This window comes from Pandoraea horticolens (assembly GCF_902459555.1).
GTDB lineage: Bacteria > Pseudomonadota > Gammaproteobacteria > Burkholderiales > Burkholderiaceae > Pandoraea > Pandoraea horticolens.
Map to the genome: position 1 here is coordinate 30,407 of NZ_CABPSM010000006.1, position 20,380 is coordinate 50,786.

The 20,380-nt window shown below is 65.1% G+C and carries 17 protein-coding genes; 3 read left to right on the forward strand and 14 right to left on the reverse strand.

Annotation, left to right across the window (positions count from 1 at the left end):
• Nucleotides 1-90: 90 nt before the first annotated feature.
• The 4 genes from PHO31112_RS11720 to PHO31112_RS11735 form a co-directional block, all read right to left on the reverse strand.
• Nucleotides 91-852, reverse strand: coding sequence for a peptidylprolyl isomerase (locus tag PHO31112_RS11720; protein WP_246178072.1), 762 nt, complete (start codon nucleotides 850-852; stop codon nucleotides 91-93).
• Between the two features lie 79 nt (nucleotides 853-931).
• Entirely contained in the window at nucleotides 932-1,492 is a 561-nt protein-coding gene (locus PHO31112_RS11725; RefSeq protein ID WP_010807585.1) for a DapH/DapD/GlmU-related protein, read from the reverse strand.
• A 279-nt stretch (nucleotides 1,493-1,771) separates the two neighbouring features.
• Nucleotides 1,772-2,725, reverse strand: coding sequence for a ketopantoate/pantoate/pantothenate transporter PanS (panS, locus tag PHO31112_RS11730; RefSeq protein WP_150620866.1), 954 nt, complete (start codon nucleotides 2,723-2,725; stop codon nucleotides 1,772-1,774).
• 287 nt (nucleotides 2,726-3,012) lie between these two features.
• Nucleotides 3,013-4,662: a DEAD/DEAH box helicase gene (locus tag PHO31112_RS11735; protein WP_150620683.1), complete on the reverse strand. Its 1,650-nt coding sequence runs from the start codon at nucleotides 4,660-4,662 to the stop codon at nucleotides 3,013-3,015.
• Nucleotides 4,663-5,023: 361 nt separating this feature from the next.
• On the opposite strand from PHO31112_RS11735, the gene PHO31112_RS11740 reads away from it, so the two are divergent.
• Nucleotides 5,024-5,935, forward strand: a complete 912-nt coding sequence (locus PHO31112_RS11740) for a LysR family transcriptional regulator (RefSeq protein ID WP_150620684.1) — start codon at nucleotides 5,024-5,026, stop codon at nucleotides 5,933-5,935.
• A 42-nt stretch (nucleotides 5,936-5,977) separates the two neighbouring features.
• On the opposite strand, the gene PHO31112_RS11745 is transcribed toward PHO31112_RS11740, so the two are convergent.
• The 3 genes from PHO31112_RS11745 to mprF all read right to left on the reverse strand — a co-directional run bounded on the left by PHO31112_RS11745 (nucleotide 5,978) and on the right by mprF (nucleotide 11,890).
• Entirely contained in the window at nucleotides 5,978-7,285 is a 1,308-nt protein-coding gene (locus PHO31112_RS11745; RefSeq protein WP_150620685.1) for a solute carrier family 23 protein, read from the reverse strand.
• A gap of 163 nt (nucleotides 7,286-7,448) precedes the next feature.
• On the reverse strand, nucleotides 7,449-9,074 hold the full coding sequence (locus tag PHO31112_RS11750; protein WP_217427024.1) for a virulence factor family protein: 1,626 nt from the start codon (nucleotides 9,072-9,074) through the stop codon (nucleotides 7,449-7,451).
• Between the two features lie 131 nt (nucleotides 9,075-9,205).
• Nucleotides 9,206-11,890, reverse strand: coding sequence for a bifunctional lysylphosphatidylglycerol flippase/synthetase MprF (mprF, locus tag PHO31112_RS11755; protein ID WP_150620868.1), 2,685 nt, complete (start codon nucleotides 11,888-11,890; stop codon nucleotides 9,206-9,208).
• Between the two features lie 539 nt (nucleotides 11,891-12,429).
• Here mprF and PHO31112_RS11760 point away from each other — a divergent pair.
• Entirely contained in the window at nucleotides 12,430-13,704 is a 1,275-nt protein-coding gene (locus PHO31112_RS11760) for a serine hydrolase domain-containing protein (protein ID WP_174995685.1), read from the forward strand.
• Here the strand turns inward: PHO31112_RS11760 and PHO31112_RS11765 are convergent.
• Both PHO31112_RS11765 and PHO31112_RS11770 read right to left on the reverse strand, forming a co-directional pair.
• Nucleotides 13,676-14,005, reverse strand: coding sequence for a GIY-YIG nuclease family protein (locus PHO31112_RS11765; protein ID WP_150620687.1), 330 nt, complete (start codon nucleotides 14,003-14,005; stop codon nucleotides 13,676-13,678). The two genes, PHO31112_RS11760 and PHO31112_RS11765, sit on opposite strands and share 29 nt — an antisense overlap.
• Nucleotides 14,002-14,739 (reverse strand): AraC family transcriptional regulator, encoded by a 738-nt coding sequence (locus PHO31112_RS11770; RefSeq protein WP_246178078.1) that lies wholly within the window; start codon nucleotides 14,737-14,739, stop codon nucleotides 14,002-14,004. Before PHO31112_RS11770 ends, PHO31112_RS11765 begins: the two co-directional genes overlap by 4 nt.
• Before the next feature lie 224 nt (nucleotides 14,740-14,963).
• On the opposite strand from PHO31112_RS11770, the gene PHO31112_RS11775 reads away from it, so the two are divergent.
• Complete coding sequence (locus PHO31112_RS11775; RefSeq protein ID WP_150620689.1) at nucleotides 14,964-16,427, forward strand: SLC13 family permease; 1,464 nt, start codon at nucleotides 14,964-14,966, stop codon at nucleotides 16,425-16,427.
• Between the two features lie 139 nt (nucleotides 16,428-16,566).
• Here the strand turns inward: PHO31112_RS11775 and PHO31112_RS11780 are convergent, their stop codons facing one another.
• From PHO31112_RS11780 to PHO31112_RS11800, 5 genes are read right to left on the reverse strand one after another with little or no spacing between them, the layout of a single operon-like run.
• Complete coding sequence (locus tag PHO31112_RS11780; protein WP_150620690.1) at nucleotides 16,567-16,995, reverse strand: hypothetical protein; 429 nt, start codon at nucleotides 16,993-16,995, stop codon at nucleotides 16,567-16,569.
• Between the two features lie 4 nt (nucleotides 16,996-16,999).
• Nucleotides 17,000-17,674, reverse strand: a complete 675-nt coding sequence (locus PHO31112_RS11785) for a hypothetical protein (protein WP_150620691.1) — start codon at nucleotides 17,672-17,674, stop codon at nucleotides 17,000-17,002.
• A 59-nt stretch (nucleotides 17,675-17,733) separates the two neighbouring features.
• Nucleotides 17,734-19,242, reverse strand: a complete 1,509-nt coding sequence (gene sctE / locus PHO31112_RS11790) for a type III secretion system translocon subunit SseC family protein (RefSeq protein WP_150620692.1) — start codon at nucleotides 19,240-19,242, stop codon at nucleotides 17,734-17,736.
• Entirely contained in the window at nucleotides 19,239-19,754 is a 516-nt protein-coding gene (locus tag PHO31112_RS11795; protein ID WP_150620693.1) for a tetratricopeptide repeat protein, read from the reverse strand. The genes sctE and PHO31112_RS11795 overlap by 4 nt, the downstream gene beginning before the upstream one ends.
• Nucleotides 19,751-20,365 carry a hypothetical protein gene (locus PHO31112_RS11800; RefSeq protein ID WP_150620694.1) on the reverse strand — a complete coding sequence of 205 codons (615 nt, stop codon included), beginning with the start codon at nucleotides 20,363-20,365 and terminating at the stop codon, nucleotides 19,751-19,753. The genes PHO31112_RS11795 and PHO31112_RS11800 overlap by 4 nt, the downstream gene beginning before the upstream one ends.
• Nucleotides 20,366-20,380: the final 15 nt, after the last annotated feature.

Below are 20,380 nucleotides of genomic sequence, written 5' to 3' on the forward strand. Positions count from 1 at the left end.
CTTTGCAGACGAACGTTACGCGCTCAGTCCTTCACCTCATAAGTCGTGTTTCGACGCGTGTCACTCATGCATGGCATGCGAGCATCGTTGCTACTGCACGCGTGGCGTCCCTTCGTTATCGTTGGCACCGCTGATGTCTGCGGCCCCGGCAAGCAACGCCACATAGTGGCGCAATGCGCGCGCGCGAGCTTGTTCGTACAACAGCGCGGCAATACGCTCGGCCACGTGCTCAAACGGCGGCATGCGCCCTTTCACACGTCGCTCGATACGTACGACGTGGAAGCCGTAGCGGGTGTTCACGAGTCGCGGCAATACGCCTAGGCGATCACCGCAGAACAGCACCAGCTCAAACTCCGGTGCACCGCTGCCGCGGGCAAGCATGCCCAGCCTGCCGCCTGTGCGCCCTGACGGACAATCCGACATCGATTGCGCCACCGACTCGAACGAGGCCGGCTCGGCAAGCACGGTGTCCAGTGCCGATTGCGCCCGTGTTAACGTGGTGGACAGCGGCACGCCCGCCGACAGCGCAAACAGAATGTGACTCGCCTGCACTTTGTCGCCAACGCGAAACTGTCCTGCATGTTCGTGGAAATAGGCCCGGCATTCGGCTTCGGTCGGACGACGTACCTGCACATCGCGGGTGAAAAGCGCGTCGACGATCGCGTCGTCGCTCGTGTTCGCGTCATCGGTATCGGTCAGCAGCCGCAAGTCGCGCGCGCGCTGGCGCAACAACTCACGGCTGACGAGCGCGCGCTGGGCAGCCGCTTCCGGATCGGCCGCGTCTCGATGCAGATCGATCTCATCGGCGACGCGGCGTGCGTCGATGACAATCCCATTGACACTCAAGGACATGACGGACTCCCACGAAAACATTCATTGCCCCCGTTCACGCGCACGCATCGGTGCCTTTCGGCCCGCCAATCGCCTGCCGTCAGAACTCGTTCTGAATACGACGGTAGGCGCGTGCGAGCTGCACGTTCGTGCGGCTCACCGACTCGGAAAACTCACGCGCGTCGACGGTGACTTTCGGAATGGTCGCGAGATCGGTCTCGCGGCTGATGTGTGTGGTCGAGGGAATGTAGAAATTCTCGGGAATGTCGCGCCCGTCGACCACGCTGTTGTGCCGCACCACCACGCCGTCGTGCACAACGCAGTTGAACAGCACCGAATTGAAACCGATGAAGACGTTGCTGCCGATAACACAGGGCCCGTGCACGATGGAGCGATGGGCAATCGATGTGTTCTCGCCGATGGAAACGCGTGCGCCGTCTTTCGAATGGATCACGACCCCGTCCTGGATATTGGAGTTGGCGCCGATCACGATCGGCTCCATCCCGCCGTTCTCATCGACTTCATCGGCGCGCAACACCGCGTAAGGTCCAATGAAGACGTTCTCCCCGACGATGATCTGGCCGCACAGAATGGCCGTGGGATCGACGAACGAGGTCTCGTGCACCACGGGGTAATCCCCGCGCGGGTTCTTTCGCAACATGGTTCAATGACTCCGGACCGCTCGCTCGTACGCCGGGTTGCGGCAGAGCATCGCGCGTCTTGCACGACACATCGCTGCCTGAGCTGACCACGTCGGAATACGCCCAGTGGGCGAGCGGGGGAAAGGGAACACGGACGGGCGCCGTGATGCGGACTCTCTCACCACCGCGAACGGTATATCGAAGTTGTAGGCGATGAGAGACAGAAAGGCAAATACGCGCGATGACGGTGCGCGCACCCGTTGCGCGCCGCACACACCTGCGTGCGGCGCATGAGAAGCTCAGTGTTGCGCGCGCGTTGCCGGTGCCGGCGAATCGTTCGCGGTGCCGGTGGGACGGCCTCGCCAGTAGCCCGCGAGCAGCGACCCCGAGAGGTTGTGCCACACAGAGAACAGTGCGCCCGGCAGTGCGGCCAGCGGCGTGAAGTAGAGCTTGCCAAGCGTGGCGGCCAGCCCCGAGTTCTGCATGCCGACTTCGATGGCGAGCGTGCGGCAGATCGATTCGTCGAAACCCAGCAAACGTCCGCCCCAGTAACCGCCGAGCAGACCCAGTCCGTTGTGCAATATCACGCCGACCATCACCAACGGCCCGACCGTGGCGATGTTGCCCTGATTCGCACCGACCACCGCGCCGATGATGAGCACGATGGCGACCATCGAGACGAGCGGCAGGTAGCCTTCGACAGCGTGTACCGCACGACCGAGATAGCGGTTGATGAGCAGCCCCGCGCCGATCGGCAGCGCCACGATCTGGAGAATCGACAGCAGCATGCCTTCGACGTCGACCGCGATCGAAGCATCGACATACAGGCGCGTGAGCAACGGCGTGGCGAACACACCGACGAGCGTGGACATGGCGCTGATCGTGACCGACAACGCCACGTCGCCGCGCGCCAGATAGATCATGACATTCGACGCCGTACCGCTCGCCACACTGCCTACGAGCACCATACCGGCCGTCAGATCCGGCGGCATGTGCAACACGCGCGCAATGATCCAGGCCGCCAGCGGCATGACGAGATAGTGCAGCACCACGCCGGCGACAATCGGCGCGGGACGCGTGAACACACGCTTGAAATCGTCGAAGGTGAGCGTCACGCCCATCGCGAACATCACCACGGTCAGGAGCGCCGTGACGTGCGGCGTAATACCGGAGAAGCTGCCGGGCGAATAAAAGGCGAAAACGGACAGCAGCAGGGCCCACAACGGGAACAGCCGGGTGACACGGGCAATCATGAAATCCTCGAAGAACAGGTAGGCGGCGCGTGCGCTGGCGAGCCGGTGCAGCCGAGTTACGCCCGGCATCATCGCCTCTGCCACACCCGAGCCGCCGGGCGCAAAAGGTTAATATTTTACTTATTTTGCGCAACCCGCCCTTCCGGAACCCTCCGGATGACGCTGACCGGTGCGAATCGCGGGCCGCGCCGCGACCTCGAACGACGGCGAGTCGAATGCCAGACGCACAACTCAAGTTCATCGGAATGTTGAGTTGCGCGCGCACCGTCGATACCTCTTGCGAACGCTCAGTCTCGCTTGGGTTTGCCCATCAGCAGCGCGCCCCCGGCGCCGTCACGGCGCGCCGGGCGCGGACCTCGCTGCTGGGCGAAGTCACCGCGCTCGCCACCGCCGCCCTGTACACGCGGAGCGTTCGGTGCGTTGCGGCCCTCCTGACCTTGACGCGGCGTAGCGGAATTCTGTGCGGCACGCGCCGGTGCGCGTTGGGCATCGCCCTGGCGCTTGGGCGCCTGTTGGCGTTGCTGGGCACCGCCGGTGTTGCCTGCATTCATACCGGTACCGGCCTTGCCACCGCCATTCCCGCCATTCCCCCCCTGACGGCCGCCGCGCTCGCCTTCGCGACGCGGCTTCGGCTCACCACTGTTCCGTGCACCCCGGCCCCCGTCGCGCGGCTCACGGGCTTCACGCGGTGCGCGTGCCGGTTGGCGCGCGTCGTCGTCGTCGCTGCGTCCGCCACGACCGCCTGCGCCACGGCCCTGTTGCGTTTTGCGAATCGGTTGCGCCACGGCATGCGGGTCCGGCTCGAAGCCCGGAATCACTTCGCGGTCGATGGTGCGCTTGATGAGACGCTCGATCTGCGTGAGCAGTTGATGCTCGTCCACGCACACGAGCGACACGGCCTCGCCGTTCGCGCCTGCACGGCCCGTGCGGCCGATACGGTGCACGTAGTCTTCCGCCACTTCCGGCAGATCGAAGTTGACCACGTGCGGCAGTTGGTCGATGTCGATACCGCGCGCGGCGATATCGGTCGCAACCAGCACTTGCAGCGTGCCGCTCTTGAATTCGGCGAGCGCACGCGTACGCGCCCCCTGACTCTTGTTACCGTGGATGGCGAGCGCGGGAATGCCGCCCTTCGTCAACTGTTCGGCCAGACGGTTCGCACCGTGCTTGGTGCGGGTGAACACGAGCACCTGAAACCAGTTGTGCTCGCGCACGAGGTGCTCCAGCAGTTCGCGCTTGCGATCACGATCGACCGGGTGAATCTTCTGTGCGACGGTCTCGGCCGTGGTGTTGCGACGTGCCACTTCGATGAGCGCGGGCGACTTGAGCAGGCCATCTGCCAGTTGCTTGATTTCGTCGGAGAACGTGGCCGAGAACAGCAGGTTCTGGCGTTGCGCAGGCAACACGGCCAGCACCCGGCGAATATCGCGGATGAAGCCCATGTCGAGCATACGGTCGGCTTCGTCCAGCACGAGAATCTCGACGCCGGACAGGTCGACCGTCTTCTGCTGCATGTGATCGAGCAGACGGCCCGGCGTGGCGACGAGGATATCCACGCCACGCGCCAATTGCTTGACCTGCGGCACCATCGACACACCACCGAACACGGTCATGGATGTCAGGCGCAGGTACTTGCCGTATTGCGTGACGCTTTCCTCGACCTGTGCAGCCAGTTCGCGCGTGGGGGTCAGCACGAGGGCGCGCACGGATCGCTTGCCATTCGCCTGCGCGGGACGCGCACGCGAAGCGAGCATTTGCAGAATCGGCAGCGTGAAGCCTGCCGTCTTGCCGGTCCCGGTCTGGGCACCGGCGAGGAGGTCGCCGCCTTGCAGGACGGCCGGAATCGCTTGCAGTTGAATCGGAGTCGGGTGCGTATAGCCAAGGTCGGCAACCGCACGCAGGATGTCGGCCGATAGGCCGAGCGTTTCAAAAGACATATAAAGACCAATGCGCGGACTCCACGATGTGTGTCCCCGCGCGTATCGATGTTGTTTATTTTTGGTGGAATGCCCGCGTAGGGCGTGCGACGGGCATCGCGCTCATAGGGGCGATGCGCCGGATGACGCCAGCAAGACGACCCGCCGGCGATGAAATCAAGCGGCTTGGCGGGCGAGGCCGTCGCGGGTACGGCCGTGTCTTGAAAGCGCGTAGTTTACCATGTGCCCTTTCCCAAGTCAGTCGACATCGGTATTTGGGCTTCCGCAAGGCCCAATATTCGGATATTCCACCATATGTGCGAACGCCCCGGCCGAGCCGCTACACTGACGCCATTGCCCCGACGCCCTTGCCGCCTGCCCCGTGCGATTCGACCTGACCGATTTGCGTCTTTGCCTGCTGGTTGCCGACGCCGGCAGCATCACCGGCGGCGCCGAACGCGCCCATCTGACGCTGGCCTCTGCCAGCGCGCGCATACGCGGTCTCGAAGAGGCGCTGGGCGTTGCGCTGTTCATGCGGCACCGCCAGGGGGTCATTCCCACGCCTGCGGGACGTGCGCTGCTCGCTCACGCGCAACGCGTACTCGCCCAGATCGAGCAAATGCGCGGCGAATTGGGCGAATACGCGGCTGGGCTCAAAGGCAACGTACGCGTCGCCGCCAACACCGTTGCGATGTCCGAGTTCCTGCCCGATCTACTTGGTGCGTTCCTCGCCGAGCATCCGAACGTCGAAATATCACTGCGTGAGCAGACGAGTCCGGCCGTCGTGCAAGCGGTGCTCGAAGGGGCGGCCGACATTGGCATCGTTTCCGACTGGATCGAACTGACGGGACTAGAGACGGTGCCGTTCCGGCAAGACCGGCTGGTCGTCGTCACGCCGCCGGGTCATGGGCTGGCCGCACAGCAAGACGTGGCATTCATCGACGTACTGGACAGCGAGTTCGTGGGCCTGCCTGAACGGAGCGCGCTGGCCGAGCATCTGGACGGCCACGCGAAACGTGCGGGACGGCCCCTACGCTACCGCCTGCGCCTGCGCGACTTCGACAGCCTGTGCCGAGCCGTGGCCGCCGGTGCGGCGCTGGGTATCGTGCCACTGGGCGCCGCCCGGCGCTCGGCGGCAGCGCTGGGCATCGGCATCGTGCCGCTCTCGGACCCATGGGCGCTGCGCATGCTGGTGCTGTGCGTGCGAGAGCGCGACGCCCTGCCCGTCTATGCCCGCCAACTGCTCGATCGGCTGGCGGCGCCCGTCGCCACAAACGAAAACGGCACGACATAAACGTCGTGCCGTCGTGCCGCCGTGGCGCGAAAACGAAACGTATTACATCGCCGCCGGCGTCGATGCGCTGCGTCCGCGCAGCAGTGCGTACAGGATGATTGCGCCGAACGTGGCGCAACCGATGCCGCCCAGCGAGAAGTTACCGAACTTCAGCGTGAAGTCGCCCGCACCGAGCACCAGCGTGACGGCCGCGACGATCAGGTTGCGGTTATCCGAGAAGTCGACCTTGTTCTGCACCCAGATGCGCGCACCGGCCACCGTAATCAGACCGAACACCACGATCGACACGCCGCCCAGCACCGGGCCGGGAATTGTCTGGATGACCGCACCGAACTTCGGCGAGAAGCCCAGCACCAGTGCAATCACCGCCGCCACGGCGAAGACCACCGTCGAATAGATCTTCGTGACGGCCATCACGCCGATGTTCTCTGCATACGTGGTCACGCCCGTGCCGCCGACGCTGCCCGACACAATGGTCGCCAGCCCGTCGCCGAGGAACGCGCGGCCCATGTAGCGATCGAGATTCTGCCCCGTCATGGCGCTCACCGCCTTGACGTGACCGAGGTTCTCCGCCACCAGAATGATGGCGATGGGAGCGAGCAGCACCATGGCTTCCGGCTTGAACACTGGCACTGCGAAGTGCGGCAGGCCGAACCATGCGGCGTTTGCCACGATGGAGAAGTCGATGGGCTTACCGAAGCCCATGCCGTTGGCCAGTACGGCGTAGAGCACATAGGCGAGCAACAGGCCCACGAGAATCAACAGACGCTGCACCATACCGCGCGCGAACACCGCGACCAGCCCCACGCACAGCACCGTCGCGAGCGCCATCCATGTATCGAAGCTGGTAGCCGAGACGCCCTTCACGGCCACCGGCGCGAGGTTCAGGCCGATGACGGCCACCACGGCCCCCGTCACCACCGGCGGCATGAGCGCTTCGATCCAGCGGGTGCCGATGGCCATCACGATCAGGCCGATGACGGCGTAGAGCACGCCGCACGCAACGATGCCGCCGAGCGCCACCGGGATATTCAGGTTCGGACCACTACCGGCATAGCTCGTCACCGAGATGACGAGACCGATGAAGGCGAAGCTCGAACCGAGATAGCTGGGCACACGCCCGCCCACGAGCACGAAGAACAGCAACGTGCCGATGCCCGACATGAAGATCGCGAGATTCGGGTCGAAGCCCATGAGCAGCGGCGCAAGCACGGTCGAGCCGAACATGGCGACCACGTGTTGCACCCCCATCGCGATGGTCTGCGGCCAGGGCAGACGCTCATCCGGGGCGATCACGCGGCCGGTGCCCGTGTCCTGTTGCCGCCACTTCGGGAAATAACCCTCAGCCATGTCGATCTTCTCCTGTGTGCCGCGCCTCCTCGTGCGACATGTGTGGAACGAGCGGCGCGTGGGTCGATGGGAAAACTGGCGGCAGTGTACGGAGCGCCCGCACGGAAGGCAAGGCGAGAAAAAGCACACCGCCGATACGTTGGCCCGGCACGACAGCCCGCCGTCAGCGCTTGCCGACCCCCTGGAGAATGACGTCGGCCAACCCGGTGTAGTTGCCGTCGAAATGGTGACCGCCCGGCATCTTCACGACCTGAACGCGCCTGGGATCGAGCCCCGGGCAGTTGCTGTCGTTTTCGTCGGCGCCATAGACGCACATGGCTATCCCGTCGGGCAGCCGCTCCACTTCCGGACGAATCGGCAAACCGTTCTGGCTCGACATCACCCAGTTGGTCATGCGGAATTCGAAATCCGCTTTCTGGCCGAGTCCCATCAGCACGAGCAACCCGACACGCTCGCGGGCCACGGGGGGCAAACGATTGACCATGAACGGCAGCACGTCGGCGCCTTGTGAGTAGCCGATGAGGATCACGCGCTTCTTGTTCCAGCGCGTTTGATAGAAGCGCATGAGGCGATCGATGTCGAGCGCGCCGGACGCTGGCGTGCGCGCCGACCAGAAGTAGCGCAGCGAGTCGACGCCGACCACGGGAATGCCGTGCGCGGAGAGCGCGCCGGCGACGTCGCGGTCGAGCCCGGCCCAGCCGCCGTCGCCCGAGAGCAGGATGGCGAAGGTGTCGGCCACATTCGCCGCAGGCTTGCCCGTGGCAGGCACCTCGATGACCGGCAAGTCGGCCACCGCCGCGGGCGGACGCGCCGTGCCGGCCACGTGGTGCGCGTTCAGACGCCGGAATGCGTTCTTGTACTGCGTCACCCAATCGGCCAGCACAGGGATGGACGGGACGCCCGTGGCGGATGGCGTGCCGGAGGTATCGACGGCCCCCAGACTGCCCGCGAGCCCGCCGACGAGCCAGGTTGCGTTCGGCGTGCGCGCGGCGAATTCCTGCGCCACCCGATCCGAGCAGCGCGGTGCACGCGTAGCGGGGCCGCCCGTCTGACCGCCCATCGTCATCCACGGAGCGCTCATGACGGGCGCGGGCAGCAATCGCATCGGCGCGCCGCCTGCCGTGTGCATGATGCCGCGTCCGAAATGCACGCCTTCGCCCTGGCACAGCGGCCGGGACATCGGCAGCACCGGACAGAAGTCGACGGACAACGCGCCCGAAAAGGTGTCGCTTCCCGCCTGCGCGAGCATCGCATAGGCAAACGTACCGCCTACGCCATCGCCAACGAGAATCGGCGGGGTATAGCCGGGCAGCTTCACCGCCGCCTCGACCCATCGGCCAAAGTTGTCGAGATCGCCCGCCGCGTAGACGCAGGCAATGTCGTCTTTGGTGTAGTTGGCCATCAACCGCGCGGTGTCGATGCCTGCCACGAGCGCCCCGGTGTCTGCGAGCGCGCGGGCCATGCGTTCGGCACGCGGCGTCCAGCCGTCGTCGTCGGAGAAGAACAGCACCGTCGCGTTCGGCTCGCCTTGCGGACGGAAGATAGGCACAGACTCGAAGCGGCCATGCGTCATGATCTCCGGCACAGCGTTGCCCGCCCCGGCGGTAGCGCCAGCCGCCTGAGGCAACACCTGCGCAGGCACGCTCGACGCAGCGGCCGGAGGCTGTGCAACCGGCCCCGCCTTGGGGACGGGTTTGAGCCCGTTGGGGCGCGTTGCCCCCGCCACCGCCGCAGCAGCCGTCGATGCCATCGGTGTCGACACCTGGGCCAGTACGGCGACGGACGTCATCGTCATCGCGCATGCAGCGACACTGACACCGATGCGGCACACCCAGCGCGGGCCGTGAGTGCCGTGCGCGCGATTACGCGATCTCGCATGCCTTTCGTCCGCCTTACCGCGCGTCACCATCGCGTGCCCCGTCATTTGGTAATCATCCCTTTCCAGCCACCGCCCACGAGCGCCGCCACGTCGGCCAGCGTGAACATCGGCGCGATACCGCCCGGCGTCATCAGATAACGCGCTTCCCATTGCGGATCGAATTTGTCCTTGAAGCTGCGCAGCCCGCGAAAGTTGTAGAAGCGCGCGCCGTGCGCGAACATCATGCGGCCGAAGCGATGCCAGCGAGGCGCGAGCTGGTGCGTCTGCATGCCCGACATGGGCGCCATGCCCAGACCGAAACGCTGATAGCCCTGCGCTTTGAAATGCAGCATCAACTTCGCGAACAGGAAGTCCATCGTGCCCGGCGGGGCGTCGGGAACTTGTCGCATCAGGTCGATGCTCGCCTCGATGCGCTGTACGTCGGGGCACATGAGCGTGGCGAACGCCACAAGCCGCTCGTTGCGACGCACGAGCGCCACCGGCTGACGTGCGACGTAGGCATCGTCGAACGCGCCGAGCGAGAAGCCCTTCTCGCGCGTGTGCTGCCGCGCGAGCCATGCATTCGACACCCGCCGCATTTCCGCGATATGCGGTGCGACGGCCTCGGGCGGCACGATCTCCAGCGTCAGCCCGTCGCGCTCGCCGCGCGTCACCCCATGGCGCAGATTCGCGCGACGCGAGCCTTGCAGACTGAACTCCGGCAGCGAAACAAACGCCTCCTCACCGAGCTTGAAAGCGCGCAGTCCGGCATCGATATACAGCGGCAGCGCCTGCGGACGCGTCTTGTAGAACGCCGCGCGCCCACCATGCGCGTCGGCCAGTTCGATGAAGCGCCAGATCAGTTCGGGCCACTCCTTCTGATCGCCGACCGGGTCCGAGAGCGATATCCACGAGCGGCGATGCTTCGCATACATGATGAACGCGTTGCCCGATGGCGAGAACAGAAAGCTCTTGTCGCCCATGAGCGCGAGACAGGCGTCGGCGGCCGCTTGCTTGCGGATGACGGTCCGCGCGCGCGCCAGTTCTTCTTCGCTCGCCGGCACGACCACGCCGGGGGACTGACGCAGCAGTTGCCACAGCGACAGCCCCAGACCGATCACGGCCACCACCATCAACGCACGCATGGAGCGCGGCGCATCGCCGTCGAACGTGAACTGCCACCAGAGCTGATTCGCGTAGTCCACGCGGCGGTACGCCATGAACATCAACCATGTACATGCGCCCAGCACCGACAGCACCGCAATGATCCAGCCCGGCTCGAACGTCTGCGTGAAGAGCGACGAGCGCCGGTCGAACTGCTTACGCGAAACGAGCAACAGCGTGGCGAGCACGGCCAGTACGAAGCACTCCGACAGCGCGATGCCCTTCGGAATAGCCAGCACCGCCGCGACGATCGTCAGTCCGAGCGAGCCCCACCATGCCGCATCGAGCCGGTGCAGCAGACCACGCGCGAGGAACAGCATCGCCAGCCCGGCCACGCTGCCGAGCAAGTGCGACAGCTCCACAAGGAACAGTGGCACATGAGCGCGCAGGAAGTCCTCCGCATCGCGGGTGGCCGGCGTCACGCCCGAGATCAGCAGCATCACCCCGGCAACGAGCGTGAGCGCCGCCAGCAGGCCGGGGAAGAGCCGCACGGCCGCTCGCCCGATCGGCGCCGCCGGACCTTGACGCAGTTCGAACCCGGCGAGCAGGCACGCCGCGAGCATCAACGGCAACAGGTAGTAGATGCCGCGATAGAGCACCAGCGCCCCGGCCACCTGACTGACGGGGGCATGGCCGTGCGTCGCGAGAAGAATCACGGCCTCGAACACACCTACGCCGCCCGGCACATGACTGAGCACACCGAGTGCCATGGCAATCGCATAGAAGACGACGAAGGTCGGCAGATCCACCACACCCGCAGGCAGCAGGCACCACAATGCGGCAGCGGCCATGCCCAGATCGGCTGCGGAGATCAGCAACTGGCGCAATGCGAGGTCAATGGGTGGCAGCGGCACAGGCCAACGGCCGAACAGAGACACCGTGCGCCGCCGGGCGCACAGGATGAGAAAGGCGACCGCCCCGGCCAGCAGCAGCACGGCGAATGCCTGCAGCATCCACGCTGGAATCGGCACCAGCGCCGAGACGCGCGATGCGCCCCACAACATGCCAAGCGAGCCGAACACCGTCATGCCGAGTCCGAACGCCGCGGCGTTGAACGCCACGGCGTGCGCGACCTTCGATGCATCGATGCCGGCGGCCGCGTACATCCGCATCCGAACGGTGCCGCCCGTGAGCACCCCTAGGCCGACGGAGTTGCCCAACGCGTAGGCGATGAACGAGGTAAGTACGACGGTCGAACGCCTGACCGTCGCCCCGGCGAAGCGAAGCCCGGAAATGTCGTAACCGGTCAGGGCCGCATAGCTCGCCAGGGTTGCCAGCATGGCAAGCACCAGACGCGTGAGGGGCGTGCTGTGAATCGCGGCGACGATATCGTCGTAATGCACGTGGCGCAGCATGTGATGCAGCGCGTCGAAGACGAAGAGCCCGAGCAGCGCAATACCAGCGACGATCAGCCAGGGCCGTGCGGCGCTCCACGGAAAACGCCGAAGCCAGCGCAACGGGGCAGGCAGTGCGAGCCACGCGGCCTCGGCGGGTGGCAGCGGTGGAATGGGGGGCGGCCCGGGCGGGCTGCCACTCGCCCCGCCGGCGGCAGGTGTCGCAGCATGGGGTCCGCCGGTGGCCATCGGCAGCGCCACGGGGGAAGGAGCATCGGCGGGCCGGCTCGGGCGCGCACGGGAGGGTTCAGTCATCTATCGGTCGAGCCTTCGGGCCAGCACGACGCCATCTTCGGGACGCCGCCCCTACGGCCTATGGGCGAGTCGGAGCCTGTTTGTGCGATAGCTTACACCCCGATGCGTGACAGGTCTTGTCCGTGACGGCTGACAAAACGGCCGTCGTGCCCGCAGAGGCCCGTGTGGCGGGATATCCCGCCCGATCTCTTGCGATATGAGGGAATTGCGGCGGTGTGATACCGGTGACATCCAGCGCGCCGTGCCCCGCCTCAGCGGGCTGCCCCACACGATTACGCATAGCCATGAGCAATCGGCTGCGATATGTGCAACTTAATGTAAAATACCGGGTTTTTAATAGGTACTTGAACGAAGTTTTTCCTAAACTTCGATTTCGAGGATCGCCGCAATGCGGCACGTGCGCACACCGAACCATTCTGACTCCGAAGAGAGTCGCTTCGCGGTTCGAGGCATCGTGCGCGGGGGGAGTTGTCATGAACGTCGAACGGCATAGCCGTCCGGCAGGGGCACGTCTGAACACGCCGTTGGCATTGCGATGCAGTGCGCATGCCGTCGTGTGCGCCATGGACCGATGCGGTGCGTCTGTGCGCCGTGCCGCCCTGGGTGTCCTGCTGGGCGCTGCCACGCTGACGATGGCGAGCCATGCGCTCGCACAATCCGCTTCGCAGGCGAGCGCTGCGAGTGCCGGCAATGCGGTCGTCGCGCTGCCATCGTCCGGCATGGCCGCACCGATCAAACCGGTCGTCCCGATCGGTCAATCGACCCTCGCACAGGGTATCGCGCAACTCAAGGAGCGCTACAACCTGTCGCACGTGTGGTTACGCACCGAGTCGGATGCCGGGGGAGTGCTCGAAGCGGCGGCGTCGGGCGACGAGGTTCAGCAGTTGCTGCCCGTCGCCAGTCTGTCGAAATCGGTGACGGCCATCGGCATTGCCCTGCTCGTGCAACAGGGCAAGCTCTCGCTCGACGCCAAGCTCGGCGATCTGCTCGACGCTTATTCCAAACAACACGGCAAGCCCCTCGATCCGTCGCTGCGCGAGTTGACCGTGAGACGTTTGCTCGCGCATCGCGCCGGTCTGGCCACGAACGGTTTCAACGATCCCGTCAATGGCTTGTTCAGCGGGCTCGCGATCCGGCGCGTCGGCGGCAGCGCCGACTTTTTCAACTATCTCGACGCGGGCGAAGCCGGGCACTCCAGCGGCAAGTCGGATTTCGTCTACTCCAACGTCTCGTACCTGCTGCTCGGAATGGTGATCGAAGCCGTCTCCGGTGAGCAATACAAGGACTTCTGCGAAAAGAACATCTTCGCACCGCTTGGCGTGACAGAGGCCACGCTACCCGATAGCTGGCGTCTGCTGGCGCCGTTCGCCGGATGGCAGATGTCGACGGGTGCACTGCTCAAGGTGTGGCGGGTGTTCGATATTCGCCATCCGAGCCTGCTCACCGAGAAGACGTTGCGCGCACTGCTGCTCGACAAGCAGTCGGGGCCGGTGAATGCCGATCGCGACGTGTATTACACGCTCGGTGTGTTCATGCTGACGGGCGCCGGCGAGCGCAGTTACCGCATCAGTCACGACGGCATTGCCGACTTCTTCCGCACGCAGTCGACCTATTACACCGTGGTGGAGAAGACCGTACCGGGCGATAGCTGGGCGCTGGTCGTGTCGCCCATTCCCTCGCGCGGTCAGTTCGGCGCGCTCCAGCGCGACGTGCGCCGGATCATTCGTCAGGCGCGGCGGGTGCCTTGATGTCGGCGGCGACGTCGACACCACCGAAATCGCACACCAACTCGCCGGCGATCAGCGCGCGCTTTTGCGACGCCGTCAATTGCTTGATGCGATACTCGGCCCGTGAGGCCGCCGAACGGTCGGCAAACGGGAGCGAGAGGAGTACGCGCGAGGGTGCATAGGCACGCGTGAAGCGCGCCCCCTTGCCCGCGACGTGCGCCGCGTAGCGCGCGTCCACGTCGACGGTGATGCCGGTGTAGATGCGTCCGCCTGCGCACTCCAGCAGGTAGAGGAACCAGGGTTTTGGGGGGGCGGCGGTCATGACCTTACCCGTTCTTCACGCGTGAATTCGCGCGGCGACACCCCGAGCGCACGACGGAACATCGCAGAGAATGCTGCCGGATTGGCGTAGCCCAGGCGCATGGCGACGGTGGCCACCGGCACACCGCGCGCGATCCAGTCGACAGCCCGCGCCAACCGCACCTGCTGACGCCACGCGCCGAAACTCGTCCCCAGCTCAGTACTGAACAAGCGCGCGAGCGTGCGCTCCGATGCGCCCACCTCCTGCGCCCAATGCGAGAGCGAACGGTCGTCGTCGGGCCGCTCCATGAGCGCCTCGCACAACTGCCGCAAACGCCGGTCGTCCGGCAGGCGCAGATCGAGAGACGCCGATGGCGCCACGCGAAGCTCCTCCAGCAACAAGCTCATGACGAGCCCGTGACGACGATCGTCCACGGGGATGCCGCCTGCCAGCGCCGCGGCCAGATCGCGCAGCAAGGGGGAGGCGTCAAGTACCAGGCATCGGTCGGGCGGGAGTGGCGAGGCCCCTGGCCATAGGTACACCGCGTAGAACTGCGCTTCGCCAAGCACGGCAACTTCGTGCGGCATGCCGGCCGGCACCCATGCGGCACGAAACACCGGCGCGATCAGGCACGTCTCCCCTGCCGTGATACGCAAGCCGCCGCGCCGCAAGCAGATTAGCTGGCCCCACTCGTGGCTGTGCGGTTCGATCAGGGCGGCAGGCGGCGGAGAGCGGAGATGCGCGACAACCGGCATCTCGCGGCTCGGCGCCGTGCGTGGCGTCGGGGAGTAATTGGGGCGCGTAGCAGGCGCCGGCACGGGGCGTGGCATGTTCGCGATGGTATTTGTCTTGATCGGAGTGACGCTCAGAGAGTCGCTAGCATACGATATGCCCGTCGCGACGCAAGCCATCTTGCGTCGATATCCGGCATCCGGCATCGTAACGCCCCCTCTGGCCCATCATCAAAACGACAAGCGCCATGACTGACTCTGCTTCGCCCGAGACACAGCACCCGCCACCCGCCTCCGACATCCTGCGCCGCGAGCGATTGCATGCCCGCGTGCGCGCCCTTGGCGGTTACGCCGCCTATGTGTTGCTCGCACTCGCGCTATGGGCGGCCAGCCATGGGAGCACCACGCTTGGCCTGTCCCCCACGGCAGCGCAGGCGGCCGTGCTCGTCCTCTTCACTATCGGTGCGTGGGCGTTCGGCATGTTCCCCGAACCGATCACGACACTGACGTTCTTCCTGCTCGCCGTGCTACTGCATGTGGCGAAGCCCGAGGCGATCTTCGCGGGCTTTCATTCGGCGGCATGGTGGCTTGTCTTCGGCGGCGCCGTCACCGGCATCGCCGTGCGCACGACGGGACTCGGTTCGCGTCTCGCGGCGACGGTCTTCGCGCTGAAGCGTCCGACGTATCCGCGTTATGTCGCATCGGTGATGGTCGCGTGCGTGGGGTTGGCCTTCGTCATGCCGTCGACGACCGGCCGGATTCTGCTGCTCATCCCCATCGTGCTCGCGCTCGCCGAGCGCATCGGTCTTACCGAAGGACGGCGCGGACGCACCGGCCTCGTGATGACCGTCGCCGCCGCGAGCTATATGCCGCCCACGACGATCTTGCCCGCGAACATTCCGAACAGCGTGCTCATGGGCGCGGCGGACTCGTTCTATGGCGTGAAGCTGCACTACGCGCCGTATCTGCTGCTGCACTTCCCGGTACTCGGTGCGCTCAAAGCCGCGGTGCTGGTGTGGGTGATCTGCCGCCTGTTCCCGGACGACGGCCCGCTGACTAACGCGTCGACCAATGCAACGCCGCCGCTCTCGCGCGATGCGCGACGCCTGTCGGTACTGCTCGCGCTCGCCCTTGCCGGTTTCGCCACCGACGCGTGGCATGGCATCTCTCCCGCGTGGATCTCCGTGGCCGCCGCCATCCTCTGTCTGCTGCCCGCCATTCACATCGTCACGCCGAAGACCTTCACCGAACAGATGCACATCACGCCGCTCGTCTACGTCGCCGGCTTTCTCGGCGTTGGCGCCGTGGTGGCAGATACGGGACTGGGAGAAAAGGTCGCGCAGCTCTGTCTGGATGCCGTCGGCATGACCCCAGGCACGCCCGCGATCAATGCCGCGTGGCTGATTGCCATCGGTGCGGCCATCGGGCTTGTGGCGACGCTGCCCGGGCTGCCCGCCGTGCTCACGCCACTGGCAGGGCACCTTTCCGCCGCCAGTGGCCTGCCGCTCTATACCGTACTGATGCTGCAAGTTCCCGTGTTCTCTACCGTGCTGCTGCCCTATCAAAGCCCGCCGATGATGATTGCGATGCATCTGGGCGGTGTCGGTATGCGCGATGGCACGCGGCTTACCCTCGTCATGACGATCATTACCCTCGTCTTCCTCTTCCCGCTCAACTATCTCTGGTGGCGTCTGCTCGGCATGCTGCCCTGAATTTCCCTGCCAGGCCATGCGTCGGCCGGTGCGATGCGCGCCACATCGGTGCCTGCCGTGCAGGCGACGACGTTGGCCATCGCTTCGGACGCGCTCGCCGCCTGAGCCGGGCGGTCGCGCCGCGAGCGCAGCGGATGCCCTATCCCCGACTGGTTTCGCGGCAGAAGACCAGCCAACGGTCTCCGTCCTCCTCCCGCCAGAACGCCCCCTCGCGCTCGAGAATTGCACCGAGGCGCAGACGTACGGTGCGAAGGCGGGTGTCACTCACACCGGGCAGGATCATGCCGCGCACGTAGCCGACATGCGGCACCGTGCGCAGCAGCGTGCGGATCAGTTGGCAAAAGCGCCTCACGGCATGCTCCCCCGCTTTCGACTCCGGACTCAGCCGGAAATCGGTGATCGTGAGCACGATGCCCGAGGCCACTTTGTCGAGACGATGGCAAAGGGACAGCTCGCCGTTCTCGACGCGCTGTCCCACTGCGACGCGCGTGCGCTCGCAGACTTCAACGCGCGCCGAAAAACGGTGAGTCCTGAAAAATGCCGCAACGGCGCGCTCGCAGACTGTCATTGGCTTACCGGATGGTTTCGTACATCTTCGTGATCTGCTGCCCGATCATGCCGTACATCGAGCGCGACACGTCGCGGATATCGGCACTCGACGAATCGATTCGCTGACGCAACCGATCGTTGGTGCGACGCGTCTCGTCGGTGAGCGACATTTCGAATTCGCCGAGCACGTCGTTGTCGCGACCGGCGAGCGATTCGTCGTTCGACACGACATCGAACGGCGACTTCACAAACTGGCTGAAACCCTTCGTCGTCTCGCCGACTGCGGTGCCGACCGTTCTCAGCTTGCCGAGTTCACCGCCGAAACCCGCCGCCCCGGAGCCGACACCGCCTACCAGCGAGAACGTCCCCGAAACGATTCCCCCAACGGCCGAATGCAGGCCTGCGGAATAGTGCGACTGGTTGGCCTTATACTTCTCCGAGCGTGCCGTCAAACCGCGCTCGAAAACCATCGCATCATGACGCGTGCGATACGATTGATCGGTGTTGCGCTCGGCAATTCGCATGGCGAGAAACAGTGCGATGAGCGCTTGCGCGGACTGAAGCCCATCGACCTTCTCTCGGATACGCGGCAACACTTGCGAATCTTCACCACCAGGCGCGGCACGTTGCTGGGCCTCGAGGGTTGCGATGTCCGTCTGACGATGGGCCGAAGACGTCGAATTCAAAGCAGTACTCATATCGTCACTCCGTACGTAGAAGGCACGACGGATGCCGTGCCTGATGAATCAGCGCTCGCTCATGCTCTCGCGAGCGAGGCCGCGATTCGGATGCGCATCTCGCCGGTCTTCTGCACCTGCTCGCCCGTCGATACCGCAATGTCGTTCTGCTGTCCCACGAGCGTTTCCATGGACTTCGCGGTGCGCTTCTTGTCATCGCCGTTTATTTGCATGAGCATTTGCAACCACATCATGTCGACGGCAAGGTCGCGAGCTTCCAGTTGCAGTTTCGCGCGCTGTACGCCGACGATTCCCTGCCCGAGGTTATTGGCCCCGGAGAACACGCCGCGCACGGCGCTCGAGAGCGACCACGAGCCACGCGCCAGCGCGAAGTAACCTTGCAAGTTCATACTCGACGTGAACGATTGGGTCAGCGTCTTGGCGCTCACGGCCTTGCCGCGCGCGACCTGCTTCGCGGCGTTCTTCACGACCTTGTCGAAAGCGCGCGAGGCCATCTGTTCGACCATCTGCTGCGTGAACTGCTCGGCCATGCGATTGAAACCCGCTTTCGCCAGCCTGCGCGCGCCTTGTGTACCGTTTTGCAGCAACGACCGGCCGACGCGCTTGCCAACCTCGTTGCCGACCACGAATCCGACCTCCGAGACCACGCGCGTCTTGATCGCGCCGATAGCGGCTTTGTCGCCCGACTTGACCGCCTGCTCCAACGCTTCGCTCGCGCCGGCCTTGAACACGCGACTCGCCGCCTTGGTCGTCGCACGCTTGGCGAGGAACCCGCCAATCGACGTGCCGAAGCCGATGACCATGCCAAGCATCTGGAACGCCAATTGCGCATGCCCCCACTTGGCGGCTTCCTTCTCGTGGTAATCCGCGTTCTTCGGGTCGACCAGCGCCATCGTCTTGTGGAACGCTGCGCCGAGCCCGGCGATCCCCGCCCCCACATCGGCCACGCCGCCGGCAATCATCAGCGGGTTCATCGTGAGGACGCCCGTCACCACCTTGACCGCGCCAACGACAACGTCGACCGCCGCGATGAGCCAGTCGAACACCACGCCGAAGATGCCGCCCTTGCGCGCCTTGTTCGCATCTTCCGTCTTCGCGTCCATCTGCTCGCGATACTTCTTGATGTCCTCCTGACGCAGCTTCTCCTGCCGCACCCCCAGTAACTCCAGCGCGCGCTGCGTGGACTTCGCGGTGTCGCCCAATGCGTCCATCGCGAGCATCGAAGCCATCATGGCGAGCGTGGACGGATCGACATTCTCGAGGGCGGAGAGGTTCGCTTCGCCCTGCGGGTTGGACGAACGCAGGGCGTTTGCCGCGAGTCCGCTGCCTGCCGCGAAAAGATGGCCGAGCAGGCGGGCAAAGGCCCCATCGGCCTCACGCCAATCGGCGCCGGTCGACGGGTCCGGCGCGAAATCCTCGGTGCGAAGCCAGTCGCTGCGCTCACGCCGTTTGCGCGTGGCGTCGCCCGATTCGATCGCTTCGTCTGCCGAGTTGGCTGCGGACGCGTCGGTGACGCGGCTGTTCCAGGCCGGCACGTAGCCGGCCTGCGGGGATTGAATGACTGTCATATGGTTTGAGGTTCCGAAGAGACATTCAGCGCGTCGCGTCGTGCACGGGCCGAGCGCGCCAGTGCCTCGTGCTCAGGCAGTTGACCGCACACGCGCAGCGTGGCGTCGTAGGACTTGCATGCGAATTCCCGGTTGCCCGTATGCTCGTAGCTCATCCCGGCGAGATACGGCGGACGCGGGTCGGATACGCGGATGACGCCCGCCTTCGCGAAACACGGCAGCGCCTGCTCGTGCTGCCCGAGCCGCTGGTAGCAGAGCCCGAGCCCGTACCAATCGTCGAACGACCATTGGTCAAGCGTGGCGAGCACGAAGTACACGCGTTGCGCAGCCGCGATCTGTCCTTGTGCGAAACGCTGACCGGCGTGCGCACGAACGCGCGCCAGATCGTCCTCGTCAAGATCGGCCAGCATGCGCAGTGCGCCGCCGCTCTCAAAGAACTGCGAGAGGACGGCTTGCGCTTCGTCCGCATCGAGCTCCGGCGGCGTGGCTTCCGGGGACGTTGGTGTGCTCACGTGCGCATCGACCCGTTGATCTGGTTGAGTTGCGAGCCTTGCGAGCTGTAGATGGTGTTCACCAGCGTCGACGCGCCGTTGTATTCCTGGAGTTTCTTGTTGATCTTGATCTGGTCGACCGTGCGGCTGTCGGACGCCTGCTCGGTGAAACCCTCGGCAGCGGCTTTGAGCGAGCGCAGGTTGGCGGCCGAGTATTCGCCCGTGTAGGTCGTGTAGTCGCTCTCCCCGACCCGCTTTTCGCGCGACTCCCACTCCTTCATCGTCTTCTTCGTACCGTCGGCGTACACGGTGATCTCGATGTTGTACTTGTCGAAGAATCCGCGAATGCCGTCACCGACCGCCACTTTCTTCGACGTGTCCGAGCCGACGTCGTTGATCAGCGATTCGATCAGATTCGACACCTCGCGCGCCTCTTGCCCTTCCTTCTGGCGCCGCTGCATCTCCTGAATCATGTTTTGCGCTTCGCCGTTGTTCATCTCCATCATCAACATCGCGTATTGGGCGAGCGTTCCGTGAAAATCGAGCGAAATCTTGCGCCCTCCGACGTTGACGTCGCGCGTCAGACCTGACGACGGGTAAGCGAAGCTGGAGATGGGCTGGATAGTCATCATGAGGTTGGATCCTGA